Raw genomic sequence first — 14,221 nt, forward strand, 5'->3', positions numbered from 1 at the left:
CATCCCTATAGAAAACTCAGCGGGCGATGATCAGCGGATGCCCACGCTCCGGGTGCTGCTGCACCAACACTTCGAGCCCGAACACCGCCTTGAGCGGTTCCGGGCGCAACACCTGTTCGGGGGTATCGAGCGCCACGGGGCGCCCGCCTTCGAGCAGTAACAGGCGATCACAATAGCGCGCCGCCAGGTTCAGATCATGCAAGATCACCAACACCGCTGCGCCGCGATTCGCAAATTCGCGCACCGCTTGCAAGGTGGTGTGTTGGTGCAGCGGGTCAAGCATCGAAGTCGGTTCGTCGAGCAACAGCGTTTGCCCCGCTTTACCCGGCCACAGTTGCGCCAGCACCCGCGCCAGATGTACCCGCTGACGTTCGCCGCCAGACAACGCCAGATAGCTGCGGCCACTCAAATGTCCGGCATCGGCAGCGTGCAATGCGGCAGAGACGATTTCATCATCCCGGACCCGGCCGCTCTGATGCGGCAAGCGGCCCATGCCGACCACTTCTTCGACACGAAAGGCAAAATCCAGGGTCGACACCTGCGGCAATACCGCCAAACGCTGTGCTCGTAGCGCTCCGGCCCAATGACTCAATGGGCGCTCGTCGAGCCAGACACTCCCTTGATCGGCCTGCAATTCGCCGCACAAGGCGCCGAGCAAAGTGCTTTTACCGGCACCATTAGGTCCCAGCACGCCGAGAACTTCGCCCGGTTTGAGCTCAAGCGTGATGTCGGTCAGGACAATCTTTCGGCCTCGACGGATTTGCAGATTTTGCGTTCGCAACATCAGGCACGCCCTCTGAGCAGTAAATACAGAAAGAACGGCGCACCGATGAAAGCCGTGACGATCCCGATGGGCAACTCGGCCGGCGCCAGGGCCAATCGCGCCACCAGATCGGCGAACAACAACAGACTGGCACCCGCCAGCACCGAAGCCGGCAACAACACCCGATGATCAGGACCGGCCAACAGGCGCACCAGATGCGGCACCACCAGACCGACAAACCCGATCATCCCTGCAGCTGCCACTGCCGCGCCGACACCCAGTGCCGTGCAGAACACCAGTTCACGCTTGAGGGCTTCGACATTGATGCCCAAGTGACCGGCCTCCGACTCCCCAAGCAACAACGCATTCAAGGCCGTGGCCCGACGCGGCAACCACAGCGCCACGCCAACAGTGATCAGCAGCAACGGCCAGAGCCGCGAATAGCTGGCGCCATTGAGGCTGCCCAGGTTCCAGAACGTCAGCGTGCGCAGCGTCGCGTCATCCGCCATATAGGTGAACAGGCCCACTGCGGAGCCGGCCAGCGCAGTCAAGGCGATACCAGCCAACAGCATGGTTGCGACGTTGGTCTGCCCATTACGCCGGCCCAGTCGATACACCAACGCCGTCACACCGAGCCCGCCGAGAAATGCGCACAGCGATAACAAATACGGCCCGAAGGCTTCAGGCAGGCCGCCGAAAACAGAACCACCGACAATCGCGATCGCCGCACCCAACGCCGCGCCGCTGGACACGCCCACCAGCCCGGGATCCGCCAGGGGATTACGAAACAACCCCTGCATTGCTACGCCGGACAGTGCCAACACCCCTCCCACGGCCAAACCCAACAAGGTTCGCGGCAAACGAATCTGCCCGAGGATCAGCTCGGCCTGCTCCAGCCCGTCAGGCGCGATCGGTACACCCACTAGCCGCAGGGCTGCACGCAAGGTGTCGAACAACGGCAAGCTCACCGGCCCAAGCGCCAACGACAGCCAGATGGCCAACACACACAGCAGGATCAGACCAATGAACAAAGCACGGGGTTTAACCAGGATGGTCATTGGCCGGCCGAACCGGGGTAAAAGGCGTCAGACAGTTTTTTCAACGCAGCGGGTAGCCGCGGCCCCAACCCCCCGACCAACAACGTCGGATCAAGCTCCATGACTCGCCCGTCCTTGGCCGCGCGTGTCGAGGACAGGATCGGGTTCTCCTTGAACAACGCCGCACGTGCCGCATCACCGGTCAGTGCACGATCGGCAAACACCAGCACCTCAGGATCCAGACTGATCAGGGATTCGACAGAAAACGGTTTATAGCCGGTATGCGTGGCCAGATTGTGCCCACCGGCCTGTTGCAGCAACCAATCAGCGGCGGTGTCCTTGCCGGCGATGAGCGGTTTGCCGCCCGCGTGGCCAAGCAACAACAGCACGCCCGGCGATTTTTGCGTCAGTTGTGCCTGAGTGACCCGAACCCGTTCATGATCAAGCATCTGTTGATAACTCTCGAACAACCGCGCCGACCGGTCTTCAGCGCCGAGCAACAAGCCCAGATGCTTCAAGTTGTCCTGCAAGGTCATCAGATCCGGCCTAGCCGAAAACAGTTCGATTTGCACGCCGGCACTGCGAATCTGCGACAGCACCGGCGGCGGTCCCATTTCTTCGGTGCCGATCAAAATCTGCGGGCGTAAGCTCATGATTCCCTCCCCCGACAGTTGCCGCTGATACCCGATTCTTGGCAGCGTCTTGAGGGAGTCAGGATACTGACTGGTGGTATCGACACCGACCAGTTTTGACGCTCCGCCCAGCGCGATGACCCACTCCGTCAGCGCTCCACCGGCACTGACCCAACGTTGTGGCAACTCGGCCGCTGCGGCGTGGTGGCTGATGAGGAGTCCGACACAGAGCGCAGCAACGCGGGTACTCAGGCGCATAAACAGCTTCCTTTAAGGGTTTTCCCGGGCATTGAAATGACAGGCCACGTATCCTTGTCGCCTGGCATCTGAAGCGAAGGGCAAGGCAGCCATTTGATAATTGTTTGCATTTGAACGTCAAGCTCGGACATATCCAGTCACGAGCCGCGGAACTTGAGGATAGACATGAAGTTTCTTTGTGCTGGCGTTGAGCTGGCCGATGCCAGCAGCCGGGGTTTCGACATTGACGGCCAGAAGCTATTTGCCGTGCGCCGGGGCGGTCAGGTCTACGTCTACATCAATCGCTGTCCGCACCGTGGTGTCGGGCTGGAATGGAAGCCGGACCAGTTTCTCGACCCCAGCAACAGTCTGATCCAGTGCGCGACCCACGGCGCCCTGTTTCTGATCGAGGACGGCGAATGCGTCGCCGGTCCTTGCGCCGGACAATCCCTGACCTGCGTCCCCTGCCGCGAAGACGAGCAAGGGATCTGGATCACCCTCTAACCTTGGAGCAACACCTCCAGACGCCGATCGACCACCATTTCTTCGTGGCTCAACCGCACGCCATAAGCCAACACTTCGACTCCGCACGCCACCGCTTCACGCAAGGCGTCGGCGTAGGCCGAATCGATTTCTTTTGCAGGACGCACGGCGTCGATGCCAGTGAGATTTACGCAATACAGCTGCACCGCGCGAATCCCGTCCCGGGCCAAATGGGCCAATTCGCGCAGATGCTTGGCTCCGCGCTGGGTCACCGCATCGGGAAATGCCGCGACCATTGAGCCGTCGAAGCCCAAGGTGACGCTTTTGACTTCTACATAGGCCGGCCCGCTCGGGTAGTCGAGACGGAAATCGATGCGACTGCTTTCCTGTCCGTAGGCTACTTCGCGTTTCAGCTCGGTAAAACCGTTCAGTTCGGTGATGACTCCGGCCCGCAGTGCCTCTTCGATCAAACCGTTGGCGCGTCCGGTATTCACACAAAACAAGCGACCCTGCGGGGTTTCGCCGATTTCCCAAGTGCCGGGTAACTTACGCTTGGGGTCATTGGAGCGACTGAACCAGACCTGCCCGCCCTCGACCTGACAATTGAGCATCGAGCCGGTGTTCGGACAGTGAATGGTCAGTAACTCGCCGCTAACGGTTTCGATATCGGCGAGAAAACGCTTGTAACGACGAATCAGGCGACCTTCTTCAAGCGCAGGATGAAAGCGCATCAGCCTTGCCAGCTCTTCAATCCGCGAGCGATACGTTCCACCGCTTCCTGCAATCGCGGCAGGCTTTGGGTGTAGGCAAACCGTACGTGATGCCCGGCCTGATAACGCCCAAAGTCCAGACCCGGCGTGATCGCAACGTGTTCGGTTTCTAGAAAATGCCGACAGAACGCGAAGGCATCGCCGCCGAACTGGCTGATATCGGCGTACAAATAGAACGCCCCTTCCGGTTCCACGGCGATGCCGAAACCGAGTTCGCGCAAGGCTGGCAACAAGAAATCCCGACGACGGCCAAATTCGGCGCGACGCTCTTCGAGAATGCGCAGGGTCTCGGGTTGGAAGCAGGCCAATGCGGCGTGCTGGGCCATGCTCGGGGCGCTGATGTAGAGGTTTTGGGCGAGTTTTTCCAGCTCACCGACTGCCGCTTCCGGCGCCACCAGCCAACCGAGGCGCCAACCGGTCATGCCGAAATACTTGGAAAAACTATTCAGAACAAAGGCGCTGTCATCAACCTCCAGCACGCTCGCGGCATCGGTACCGTAAGTCAGCCCGTGATAGATCTCGTCCACCACCAGATGGCCGTGACGCTCCTTGATGGCGGCAGACAGGCCCGCCAGCTCATCACGGGTCAGGATTGTCCCGGTCGGGTTGGCCGGCGATGCCACGAGGGCGCCGACGCTGTCGTGATCCCAGTAACGGGCCACCAGGTCCGGGGTCAACTGATAGCGCACGTCCGGACCGACAGGAACAAGCTGCGCCGCGCCTTCGACCAGCCGCAGGAAATGCCGGTTGCACGGGTAGCCCGGGTCCGCCAGCAGCCAGTGTTTGCCCGGGTCTACCAGCAAGGCGCTGGCCAGCAGCAGCGCACCGGAACCGCCTGGAGTGATGAGGATGCGTTGCGGATCGATGCTCAACCCGTAGCGCTGCTGATAAAAGCCTGAAATGGCCTCACGCAACTCGGGAATGCCGCGCGCGGCGGTGTAACGGGTCTTCCCCGCCGTCAGTGCAGCCTGACCGGCCTGAATGATCGGCTCGGCGGTGGTGAAGTCCGGCTCGCCGATTTCCAGGTGGATCACGTCGTGGCCAGCGGCTTGCAATTCATTGGCCCGCGCCAGCAGCGCCATGACATGGAACGGTTCGATCGCGCGACTGCGCGCACTGTAGGGCTGGGCCATTAGCCTTCCTTCAACGGGGAAAAGAATCGATTCTACCCAAGCGCAGGAACGAGCGAGAACCTAAAGCGGTCAGAGGCGATATAACCCTGCTCGTAAACGACTCGAGCGTGTGCCCCAGGTTTGACTAAAATCAATATTTGATCAGGCCTCCAACGCCACCAGACAAGGCTTTGCAATAATTTGCAAGCACTGCGAGCCACTACCTCGACATCCGGGAGTAGCGCGGTCCGATTTGATCTGGTAAGTTCGCCCGCTTGCAGCCGCAGGGCCGGCAGGTGTCGGTGATGGAGCAATCCTGCGCAATGGATTACAAGAGTAGAGGCGGTCCATTTCATGCCCACCCAAGCAAAGCAGCAAAACCAGTCGATCAGCGGCTTCGAACCCTACAAAGAAGTAAAGGGCGAGGAGTACATGGGCAAGCCCATGCGCGCTCACTTCACCAAGATCCTGAACAAGTGGAAACAGGACTTGATGCAGGAAGTCGACCGTACGGTTGATCACATGAAAGACGAAGCGGCCAACTTCCCTGACCCGGCAGACCGTGCCAGCCAGGAAGAAGAATTCAGCCTCGAGCTGCGTGCCCGCGACCGCGAACGCAAGTTGATCAAAAAGATCGACAAGACGCTGCAATTGATCGAAGACGAAGAATATGGCTGGTGCGAGTCCTGCGGCGTCGAAATTGGCGTCAAGCGACTGGAAGCCCGCCCTACCGCCGATATGTGCGTTGACTGCAAGACCCTGGCGGAAATCAAGGAAAAGCAAGTCGGCAAGTAATTTCGACTTGAACGAACAACGGAGCGTGCGAACGCTCCGTTTTTGTTTCTGATATTTGCTGATACCTGCCGAGACTTTGAGATCGCCATCGCGAGCAAGCCGTGCGCTTATCAGGCGCCAACAACGTAATATCAAGCCATGACCGCCATCGTTTCCCCCACCTACATCGGGCGCTTTGCCCCCACGCCCAGTGGACATCTGCATTTCGGTTCGCTGGTCGCAGCGCTGGCCTCGTACCTCGACGCACGCTCGGTGGGTGGTCGCTGGCTGATGCGCATGGAAGATCTCGATCCGCCACGGGAAGAATCCGGTGCTCAAACGGCGATCCTTAATGCCCTGGAAAGCTACGGTTTCGAGTGGGATGGCGAAATGGTCCGACAGAGCGACCGGCACGAGGCTTACGCCGAAGTGCTCAATCGCCTGTTCAATCACGGCCTGGCCTACGCTTGCACCTGTTCGCGCAAACAATTGGAGCCGTATCACGGGATTTATCCGGGCCTGTGCCGCAATGCCGGGCATGGCACCGAAGACGCCGCGATTCGCCTGCGCGTACCGGAACTGGAATACCACTTCATCGACCGGGTTCAAGGCGAATTCCGCCAGCATCTGGGCCGGGAGGTCGGCGATTTCGTCATCCGCCGCCGTGATGGGCTCTACGCCTATCAGTTGGCCGTAGTACTCGATGACGCCTGGCAAGGTATCACCGACATCGTGCGTGGCGCCGACCTGCTCGACTCCACCCCACGTCAGCTCTACCTGCAAGAGTTGCTCGGCCTGCCGCAGCCGCGTTATCTGCATATCCCGCTGATTACCCAGCCCGACGGCAACAAACTCGGCAAGTCCTATCGCTCGCCGCCGCTGGCCGAAGATCAGGCAACACCTTTGTTGCTGCGTGCGTTGCGCGCACTGGGGCAGAATCCGGGCGCCGAACTGGCTTACGCCACACCACGGGAAGTGTTGAACTGGGGCATCGCCCACTGGGATGCCCTGTTGATCCCGCGCACACTCAACCTGCCCGAAGCGCAACTACAGTGATCGTACTTGCAGTGGCGCGCCCATCCGTTACCATCGCCGCACGTTTTCGGGCACGCGCATAAAAAAGAGAGGCCGGGATGTACATCTATCGCTTGGTCCTGCTTCTGGTAGTGGGGATTTATCTGTTCTCCCCGGCCATCATGGATTGGTGGATCGACGCCACTGGCGCTTGGTATCGCCCTTATCTGCTCTGGCTGATTCTGATCGTCGTGACCTTCATCCTGCAGAGCCAAAAAGATGCCGATGAGCTTTAGCCTGACCCAGATGATCCTGATCAGCGCCGCCTACCTGGCGGTGCTGTTCGGCGTAGCCTGGGTCAGCGAACGGGGCATGATCCCCCGGGCGATCATTCGCCACCCGCTGACGTACACCCTGTCGCTGGGCGTTTACGCCAGTGCGTGGGCGTTTTACGGCACGGTGGGCCTGGCTTATCAGTACGGCTACGGCTTTTTGTCCAGCTATCTAGGCGTCTCCGGGGCGTTTTTGCTGGCACCGGTGTTGCTGTACCCGATCCTGAAGATCACCCGCACCTATCAGCTATCGTCCCTGGCCGATCTGTTCGCCTTCCGCTTTCGCAGCACGTGGGCCGGCGCACTGACCACGATCTTCATGCTGATCGGCGTGCTGCCGCTGCTGGCGTTGCAGATTCAGGCGGTGGCCGACTCCATCGGCATCCTCACCCGCGAGCCGGTGCAACATCGCGTGGCCCTGAGCTTCTGCGCACTGATTACGCTGTTCACGATTTTCTTTGGCTCGCGCCACATCGCTACTCGCGAGAAACATGAAGGACTGGTATTCGCGATTGCCTTCGAGTCGGTGATCAAATTGATCGCCATCGGCGGCGTCGGCCTGTATGCCCTTTATGGTGTGTTCGACGGCCCGCAACAGCTGGAACTGTGGCTGCTGCAAAACCAGACCGCCCTCGCCGCCCTGCACACACCTTTGCAGGAAGGCCCATGGCGCACGCTGCTGCTGGTGTTCTTCGCTTCGGCGATCGTGATGCCGCACATGTACCACATGACGTTTACCGAAAACCTCAACCCGCGCTCGCTGGTCAGTGCGAGCTGGGGCTTGCCGCTGTTCCTGCTGTTGATGAGCCTGGCTGTCCCGCTGATTCTCTGGGCCGGCCTGAAGCTGGGCGCTACCACCAACCCGGAATACTTCACACTGGGCATCGGCATCGCTGCCAACAGCAAGGCCCTGGCGCTATTGGCCTATGTTGGCGGATTGTCGGCGGCCAGCGGACTGATCATCGTGACCACGCTGGCGTTGTCCGGGATGGCGCTGAACCATTTGGTGCTGCCGCTCTATCAGCCGCCGGCCGAAGGCAACATCTACCGCTGGTTGAAGTGGACGCGTCGGGCGCTGATCGTCGCGATCATCATGGCCGGTTACGGTTTCTATCTGCTGCTGGGCGCGGAACAAGACTTGGCCAACCTCGGCATCGTGGCGTTTGTGGCTACATTGCAATTCCTGCCGGGCGTGCTGTCGGTGCTGTATTGGCCGACCGCCAACCACCGCGGCTTCATCGCCGGTTTGCTCGCGGGGATTCTGGTGTGGCTGGTGACCATGCTGTTGCCGTTGGTGGGCAATCTGCAAGGCTTCTACATTCCGCTGCTGAACATGATCTACGTGCTGGACGACACCAGTTGGCACATGGCGGCGATTGCCTCTCTGGCCGCCAACGTGCTGATGTTCACCCTGATCTCGCTGTTCACCAATGCCAGCAGCGAAGAGGCCAGTGCCGCCGAAGCCTGCGCCGTGGACAACGTGCGTCGTCCGCAACGCCGCGAGCTGCACGCCGCTTCGCCCCAGGAATTCGCCACGCAGCTCGCAAAACCATTGGGTGCCAAGGCTGCGCAGAAAGAAGTCGAACAGGCCCTGCGCGACCTCTACCTGCCTTTCGATGAACGCCGGCCATACGCCTTGCGCCGTTTGCGCGACCGTATCGAAGCCAACCTCTCCGGTCTGATGGGGCCGAGTGTGGCTCAGGACATGGTCGAGACATTCCTGCCATATAAGGCCGGCGGCGAAAACTACGTCACTGAAGACATCCACTTCATCGAAAGTCGCCTCGAGGATTACCACTCGCGCCTGACCGGCCTTGCCGCCGAACTCGATGCCCTGCGTCGCTATCACCGCCAGACCTTGCAGGAATTGCCGATGGGCGTCTGCTCGCTGGCCAAGGACCAGGAAATCCTCATGTGGAACAAGGCCATGGAAGAGCTGACCGGAATTGCCGCGCAGCGTGTGGTCGGTTCGCGCCTGAGCACCATCGCCGATCCGTGGAAAGAGCTGCTGCAAGGCTTCATTAATCTACCGGACGAGCATTTGCACAAACAGCACCTGGCCCTCGATGGTCAGACCCGCTGGCTGAACCTGCACAAAGCGGCGATCGACGAACCGCTCGCACCGGGCAACAGTGGCTTGGTACTGCTGGTCGAAGACCTGACCGAAACCCAAATGCTCGAAGACAAACTGGTGCACTCCGAGCGCCTGGCCAGCATCGGTCGACTCGCCGCCGGCGTGGCCCATGAAATCGGCAACCCGATCACCGGCATCGCCTGCCTGGCGCAGAACCTGCGCGAAGAGCGCGAAGACGATGGTGAGTTGAAGGAGATCAGTGGGCAGATTCTTGAGCAGACCAAACGTGTGTCACGCATCGTTCAGTCGCTGATGAGCTTTGCCCATGCCGGCAGTCATCAGCACAACGACGAGCCCGTCTGTCTGGCCGAAGTGGCCCAGGATGCCATCGGTTTGCTGGCCCTGAACCGACGCAATTTCGAAGTGCAGTTCTACAACCTGTGCGACCCCGATCACTGGGTTGAAGGCGATCCGCAGCGGCTCGCCCAAGTACTGATCAACCTGCTCTCAAACGCCCGTGACGCCTCGCCTCCCGGCAGCGCGGTGCGGGTCAAAAGCGAAGCCGGCGAACACACGGTCGATTTGATCGTCGAAGACGAAGGCAGCGGAATTCCGAAGAACATCATGGATAGATTGTTCGAACCTTTCTTCACCACCAAGGATCCTGGCGAAGGCACCGGTCTGGGCCTTGCACTGGTCTATTCCATCGTTGAAGAGCATTATGGACAAATCACCATCGACAGCCCGGCTGATGTACAAAGCCAACGCGGCACCCGTATCCGGGTGACCTTGCCGCGTCATGTCGAAGCGACGTCCGCTGTGAACTGAGACCGTCGAGAGTATCGAATCAATGCCGCACATTTTGATCGTCGAAGACGAAACAATTATCCGCTCCGCCTTGCGCCGCCTGCTGGAACGTAACCAGTACCAGGTGAGCGAAGCCGGTTCAGTGCAGGAAGCACAAGAACGCTTCACTATTCCCACGTTCGACCTGATCGTCAGCGACCTGCGTCTGCCTGGCGCGCCTGGCACCGAGTTGATCAAACTCGGCCAGGGCACTCCAGTGCTGATCATGACCAGCTACGCCAGCCTGCGTTCGGCCGTTGACTCGATGAAGATGGGCGCGGTGGATTACATCGCCAAGCCTTTCGATCACGACGAAATGCTCCAGGCCGTTGCGCGCATCCTGCGTGACCGGCAATCGGTGCAAGCCAGCGGTGAACCGGTCGCCGGCAAAGCTACCAATGGCGCCGCGAAACCGGGTGTCGATAACAGCAACGGCGAAATCGGCATCATCGGCTCCTGCCCGCCGATGCAGGATCTGTACAGCAAGATCCGCAAAGTCGCGCCGACCGATTCCAATGTCCTGATCCAGGGTGAGTCCGGCACCGGTAAAGAACTGGTGGCGCGCGCCCTGCATAACCTGTCCAAACGCGCCAAGGCGCCGATGATTTCGGTGAACTGCGCCGCCATTCCGGAAAGCCTGATCGAGTCCGAACTGTTCGGCCACGAAAAAGGCGCGTTCACTGGCGCCAGCGCCGGGCGTGCCGGTCTGGTAGAAGCGGCGGACGGCGGTACGTTGTTCCTCGATGAAATCGGCGAACTGCCACTGGAAGCCCAGGCTCGCCTGCTGCGTGTATTGCAGGAAGGCGAAATTCGTCGGGTGGGTTCGGTACAGTCGCAGAAAGTCGATGTACGCCTGATCGCCGCGACTCACCGGGACCTCAAGAGCCTGGCGAAGATCGGCCAGTTCCGTGAAGACTTGTATTACCGCCTCCACGTGATCGCCCTGAAACTGCCGGCCTTGCGCGAGCGCGGTGCGGACGTCAATGAAATCGCCAATGCCTTCCTGGCGCGGCAGAGCGCGCGGGTCAACCGCACCGATCTGAAATTCGCCCCGGATGCCGAGCAAGCGATTCGTCATTACACCTGGCCGGGTAACGTCCGTGAGCTGGAAAACGCCGTCGAGCGCGCGGTCATCCTGTGCGAGAGCCCGGAGATTTCTGCCGAGCTGTTGGGGATCGACATCGAACTGAGCGATCTGGACGATGACGATTTCATCGGCCTGCCCCCACAACAGGGCAGCGCCGCCGGTAACAACAGCCATGAGCCGACCGAAGACTTGTCGCTGGAAGACTACTTCCAGCACTTCGTTCTCGAGCATCAGGACCACATGACCGAAACCGAGTTGGCGCGCAAACTCGGTGTCAGCCGCAAATGCCTGTGGGAACGCCGTCAGCGCCTGGGCATTCCGCGACGCAAGACCGGAGTGGCCAGCGAGAGCTGAACCGTGCCTGTCTGATGGGCGGGTAACACGTGACTTTGTGAAAAAACTGTTACCTCAGCTTTTTCACGTAACAGAAGCCGGGGCTTACGGTAACGAAGCCCCGGTTTTTTTTGGCCTCTGAAAACCTCACCTTCCGGCCTAACCCCTTGTTTTGCTGGGCCTCGCAAAAGTTGGCACGCACCCTGCTATATGTTTAGTACAAGAACAATAACAAGCAATGCACAAGACAATAAAAATAAGACGTATCGACTCACGCACAATAAAAACAAGACGGCGAGAGGCGCAGCTAACTGATTCTTTTGGAGAGGCGTTGTATTTGGGGCTTGCCCCACGACCAGGCCGAGAACAACAAAAACTGTCCTAAGACAGAGCCTGAACTGGTTGGATCGCAAGATCACTGCAACACAGCGACCAAAGCAATCCGTTTGCTCTTGGCTCCCGATTGGGAGGGTCATGAAGGAAAAACTTCATGGCGAGGGCACTTAACAAAAACAAAAAGCCCGAATCAAAAATAAAAATAGAGCATGCAACTACTTTCTTGGGGAGCTTCGGCTCCCCTTGTAGTTTCTGGCGTTTAGACGCGCCAATCGACAGCCCCTTCAAGCGCTTGCGCAGCTTCCTACACCATCCCCTGACTAAATGCTAGAATCCCCGCCCATCATGCGGTCATTCTTCGTTATGGCCGAACATTCCTTCAAACAGTGCATCCCATGCTGAAGAAGTTGTTCCAGTCATTCCGTTCTCCCAAGCGTCATACGCAACACATCCGCAGCACGCCTGAAGTGCTCAATAGCGGCCAACATTCGCTGCAAAAGGCGCAATTCAGTCGTTACGCGGTGAACATCGTCGAACGCCTGCAGAACGCCGGTTACCAGGCTTACCTGGTTGGTGGCTGTGTGCGTGACATGCTCCTCGGCATCACGCCGAAGGATTTCGACGTTGCCACCAGTGCAACCCCCGAACAGGTTCGTGCCGAGTTCCGCAACGCGCGGATCATCGGTCGTCGCTTCAAACTGGTGCACATCCACTTTGGCCGCGAAATCATTGAAGTCGCGACCTTCCGCGCCAATCACCCGCAAAACGATGAAGAGGAAGACAGCAACCAGTCTTCCCGTAACGAAAGCGGGCGCATCCTGCGCGATAACGTCTACGGCACGCTGGAAGAAGACGCGCAACGTCGCGACTTCACCATCAACGCCCTGTATTACGATCCGGTCAGCGAGCGCATCCTCGACTACGCCAACGGCGTACACGACATTCGCAATCACCTGATCCGCCTGATCGGCGATCCAAAGCAACGCTACCAGGAAGACCCGGTGCGGATGCTGCGGGCCGTACGTTTTGCCGCCAAGCTGAATTTCGGTATCGAGAAACACAGCGCCGCGCCAATCCGCGACCTGGCACCGATGCTGCGCGAGATCCCGTCGGCTCGCCTGTTCGAAGAAGTCCTCAAGCTGTTCCTCTCCGGCCATGCCGCGGACACCTTCGAGATGCTCGTCGACCTGCAGTTGTTCGATCCGCTGTTCCCGGCCAGTGCCGAGGCGCTGGAATACAACCCGACGTACACCCACACGCTGATCAGCGAAGCCCTGATCAACACCGACCTGCGGATCAAGCAGAACAAACCGGTGACCCCGGCGTTCCTGTTTGCTGCCCTGCTCTGGCCTGCCCTGCCGGCCCGCGTACTTCGTTTGCAAGAACGTGGCATGCCGCCGATTCCGGCGATGCAGGAAGCGGCGCACGAGCTGATTGCCGAACAGTGCCAGCGCATCGCGATTCCGAAACGCTTCACCATGCCGATCCGCGAAATCTGGGACATGCAGGAGCGCTTGCCACGACGCAGTGGCAAACGTGCCGACCTGTTGCTGGACAACCCACGGTTCCGCGCCGGTTACGACTTCCTGCTGCTACGTGAAAGCGCCGGTGAGCAAACCGATGGCCTGGGCGAATGGTGGACGGACTATCAGGACGCCAACGACAGTGAGCGCCGCGACATGATCCGCGACCTCAGCGGCAAGGATGACGGCACCGGTGCTCCACGCAAACGTCGCCGCAGTGGCGGAGCCAAGCGCAAACGCGCAGCCGGCGCACCGAGCACCACGGGCGAGTAATTCATGGAACGCATCTACATCGGCATGGGCAGCAATCTGGCTGACCCCGCCGAACAATTGCGCAGCGCCGTCGATGCGCTGGCGCAGTTGCCGCAGACCGAACTGATCGGTGTTTCCGGGTTTTATCAGAGCGACTCGCTGCTGCCCGGCCAGCCGCGTTACACCAACGCGGTTGCCGCCCTCGACAGCACGCTCCCGCCGCTGGAGTTGCTTGATGCACTGCAAGCCATAGAGAACGGACAGGGCCGCGAACGCCTTGAACGTTGGGGCCCGCGTACGCTGGATCTCGACATCGTGCTGTTTGGTGATCGGCTGATCGACGAACCTCGCCTCAAGGTGCCTCACTACCACCTGCAGGAACGAGCTTTCGTGCTCTATCCTCTGGCCGAACTGGCGCCTGCGGATTTGCGTCTGGCCGATGGTCGCAGCCTGAGTGATTTGCTCACTGCCTGCCCGTTCGTCGGCCTGGAACGCCTCCCTCAAAATTGACAAAAATCCCCTGTGGGAGCGAGCCTGCTCGCGAAAGCGGTGGATCAGTCGGCATCAATGCTGAATGACACACCGCTATCGCGAGCAGGCTCGCTCCCACAGGTAT

At 59.8% G+C, this 14,221-nt stretch carries 13 protein-coding genes; 8 read left to right on the forward strand and 5 right to left on the reverse strand.

The window, feature by feature from the left end; genetic code table 11:
• Nucleotides 1–16: 16 nt before the first annotated feature.
• Genes FQ185_RS16490 through FQ185_RS16500 form a run of 3 tightly spaced genes read right to left on the reverse strand, consistent with a single transcriptional unit; the run spans nucleotide 17 to nucleotide 2,690 of the window.
• Entirely contained in the window at nucleotides 17–784 is a 768-nt protein-coding gene (locus FQ185_RS16490; protein WP_149418331.1) for a heme ABC transporter ATP-binding protein, read from the reverse strand.
• Nucleotides 784–1,767 (reverse strand): iron ABC transporter permease, encoded by a 984-nt coding sequence (locus tag FQ185_RS16495; protein ID WP_178113551.1) that lies wholly within the window; start codon nucleotides 1,765–1,767, stop codon nucleotides 784–786. The genes FQ185_RS16490 and FQ185_RS16495 overlap by 1 nt, the downstream gene beginning before the upstream one ends.
• Nucleotides 1,768–1,817: 50 nt before the next feature.
• Nucleotides 1,818–2,690 carry a hemin ABC transporter substrate-binding protein gene (locus tag FQ185_RS16500; RefSeq protein ID WP_149418333.1) on the reverse strand — a complete coding sequence of 291 codons (873 nt, stop codon included), beginning with the start codon at nucleotides 2,688–2,690 and terminating at the stop codon, nucleotides 1,818–1,820.
• Between the two features lie 165 nt (nucleotides 2,691–2,855).
• Here FQ185_RS16500 and FQ185_RS16505 point away from each other — a divergent pair, with 165 nt between their 5' ends.
• Nucleotides 2,856–3,173, forward strand: coding sequence for a Rieske 2Fe-2S domain-containing protein (locus FQ185_RS16505; protein ID WP_149418334.1), 318 nt, complete (start codon nucleotides 2,856–2,858; stop codon nucleotides 3,171–3,173).
• Here the strand turns inward: FQ185_RS16505 and sfsA are convergent.
• Both sfsA and FQ185_RS16515 read right to left on the reverse strand, forming a co-directional pair.
• Nucleotides 3,170–3,883 carry a DNA/RNA nuclease SfsA gene (gene sfsA, locus FQ185_RS16510; RefSeq protein ID WP_149418335.1) on the reverse strand — a complete coding sequence of 238 codons (714 nt, stop codon included), beginning with the start codon at nucleotides 3,881–3,883 and terminating at the stop codon, nucleotides 3,170–3,172. The genes FQ185_RS16505 and sfsA overlap by 4 nt on opposite strands.
• Nucleotides 3,883–5,055, reverse strand: a complete 1,173-nt coding sequence (locus tag FQ185_RS16515) for a pyridoxal phosphate-dependent aminotransferase (RefSeq protein ID WP_149418336.1) — start codon at nucleotides 5,053–5,055, stop codon at nucleotides 3,883–3,885. The genes sfsA and FQ185_RS16515 overlap by 1 nt, the downstream gene beginning before the upstream one ends.
• A gap of 333 nt (nucleotides 5,056–5,388) precedes the next feature.
• Between FQ185_RS16515 and dksA the strand changes: the two genes are divergently transcribed.
• The 7 genes from dksA to folK all read left to right on the forward strand — a co-directional run bounded on the left by dksA (nucleotide 5,389) and on the right by folK (nucleotide 14,115).
• Complete coding sequence (gene dksA / locus FQ185_RS16520) at nucleotides 5,389–5,829, forward strand: RNA polymerase-binding protein DksA (protein ID WP_007902025.1); 441 nt, start codon at nucleotides 5,389–5,391, stop codon at nucleotides 5,827–5,829.
• A gap of 138 nt (nucleotides 5,830–5,967) precedes the next feature.
• The gene (gluQRS, locus tag FQ185_RS16525; RefSeq protein WP_149418337.1) at nucleotides 5,968–6,864 is read left to right on the forward strand and encodes a tRNA glutamyl-Q(34) synthetase GluQRS; all 897 of its coding nucleotides are present in this window, start codon (nucleotides 5,968–5,970) and stop codon (nucleotides 6,862–6,864) included.
• A 77-nt stretch (nucleotides 6,865–6,941) separates the two neighbouring features.
• Nucleotides 6,942–7,118, forward strand: coding sequence for a hypothetical protein (locus FQ185_RS16530; RefSeq protein ID WP_003176118.1), 177 nt, complete (start codon nucleotides 6,942–6,944; stop codon nucleotides 7,116–7,118).
• Complete coding sequence (locus FQ185_RS16535) at nucleotides 7,102–10,056, forward strand: sensor histidine kinase (RefSeq protein ID WP_178113547.1); 2,955 nt, start codon at nucleotides 7,102–7,104, stop codon at nucleotides 10,054–10,056. The genes FQ185_RS16530 and FQ185_RS16535 overlap by 17 nt, the downstream gene beginning before the upstream one ends.
• 22 nt (nucleotides 10,057–10,078) lie before the next feature.
• Nucleotides 10,079–11,515, forward strand: coding sequence for a sigma-54 dependent transcriptional regulator (locus tag FQ185_RS16540; protein ID WP_149418338.1), 1,437 nt, complete (start codon nucleotides 10,079–10,081; stop codon nucleotides 11,513–11,515).
• 710 nt (nucleotides 11,516–12,225) lie between these two features.
• Nucleotides 12,226–13,626 (forward strand): polynucleotide adenylyltransferase PcnB, encoded by a 1,401-nt coding sequence (locus FQ185_RS16545; RefSeq protein WP_149418339.1) that lies wholly within the window; start codon nucleotides 12,226–12,228, stop codon nucleotides 13,624–13,626.
• 3 nt (nucleotides 13,627–13,629) lie between these two features.
• A complete protein-coding gene (folK, locus tag FQ185_RS16550) occupies nucleotides 13,630–14,115 on the forward strand; it encodes a 2-amino-4-hydroxy-6-hydroxymethyldihydropteridine diphosphokinase (RefSeq protein WP_149418340.1) in 486 nt (161 codons plus the stop codon).
• Nucleotides 14,116–14,221: the final 106 nt, after the last annotated feature.

It is taken from the genome of Pseudomonas sp. ANT_H12B, from assembly GCF_008369325.1.
GTDB lineage: Bacteria > Pseudomonadota > Gammaproteobacteria > Pseudomonadales > Pseudomonadaceae > Aquipseudomonas.

Bases quoted from the DNA above. Each gene is read 5' to 3' on its own strand.
- FQ185_RS16490 (WP_149418331.1), bottom strand. From the start codon at position 784: ATGTTGCGAACGCAAAATCTGCAAATCCGTCGAGGCCGAAAGATTGTC.
- FQ185_RS16500 (WP_149418333.1), bottom strand. From the start codon at position 2,690: ATGCGCCTGAGTACCCGCGTTGCTGCGCTCTGTGTCGGACTCCTCATC.
- FQ185_RS16505 (WP_149418334.1), top strand. From the start codon at position 2,856: ATGAAGTTTCTTTGTGCTGGCGTTGAGCTGGCCGATGCCAGCAGCCGG.
- sfsA (WP_149418335.1), bottom strand. From the start codon at position 3,883: ATGCGCTTTCATCCTGCGCTTGAAGAAGGTCGCCTGATTCGTCGTTAC.
- FQ185_RS16515 (WP_149418336.1), bottom strand. From the start codon at position 5,055: ATGGCCCAGCCCTACAGTGCGCGCAGTCGCGCGATCGAACCGTTCCAT.
- dksA (WP_007902025.1), top strand. From the start codon at position 5,389: ATGCCCACCCAAGCAAAGCAGCAAAACCAGTCGATCAGCGGCTTCGAA.
- gluQRS (WP_149418337.1), top strand. From the start codon at position 5,968: ATGACCGCCATCGTTTCCCCCACCTACATCGGGCGCTTTGCCCCCACG.
- FQ185_RS16530 (WP_003176118.1), top strand. From the start codon at position 6,942: ATGTACATCTATCGCTTGGTCCTGCTTCTGGTAGTGGGGATTTATCTG.
- FQ185_RS16535 (WP_178113547.1), top strand. From the start codon at position 7,102: ATGCCGATGAGCTTTAGCCTGACCCAGATGATCCTGATCAGCGCCGCC.
- FQ185_RS16540 (WP_149418338.1), top strand. From the start codon at position 10,079: ATGCCGCACATTTTGATCGTCGAAGACGAAACAATTATCCGCTCCGCC.
- FQ185_RS16545 (WP_149418339.1), top strand. From the start codon at position 12,226: ATGCTGAAGAAGTTGTTCCAGTCATTCCGTTCTCCCAAGCGTCATACG.
- folK (WP_149418340.1), top strand. From the start codon at position 13,630: ATGGAACGCATCTACATCGGCATGGGCAGCAATCTGGCTGACCCCGCC.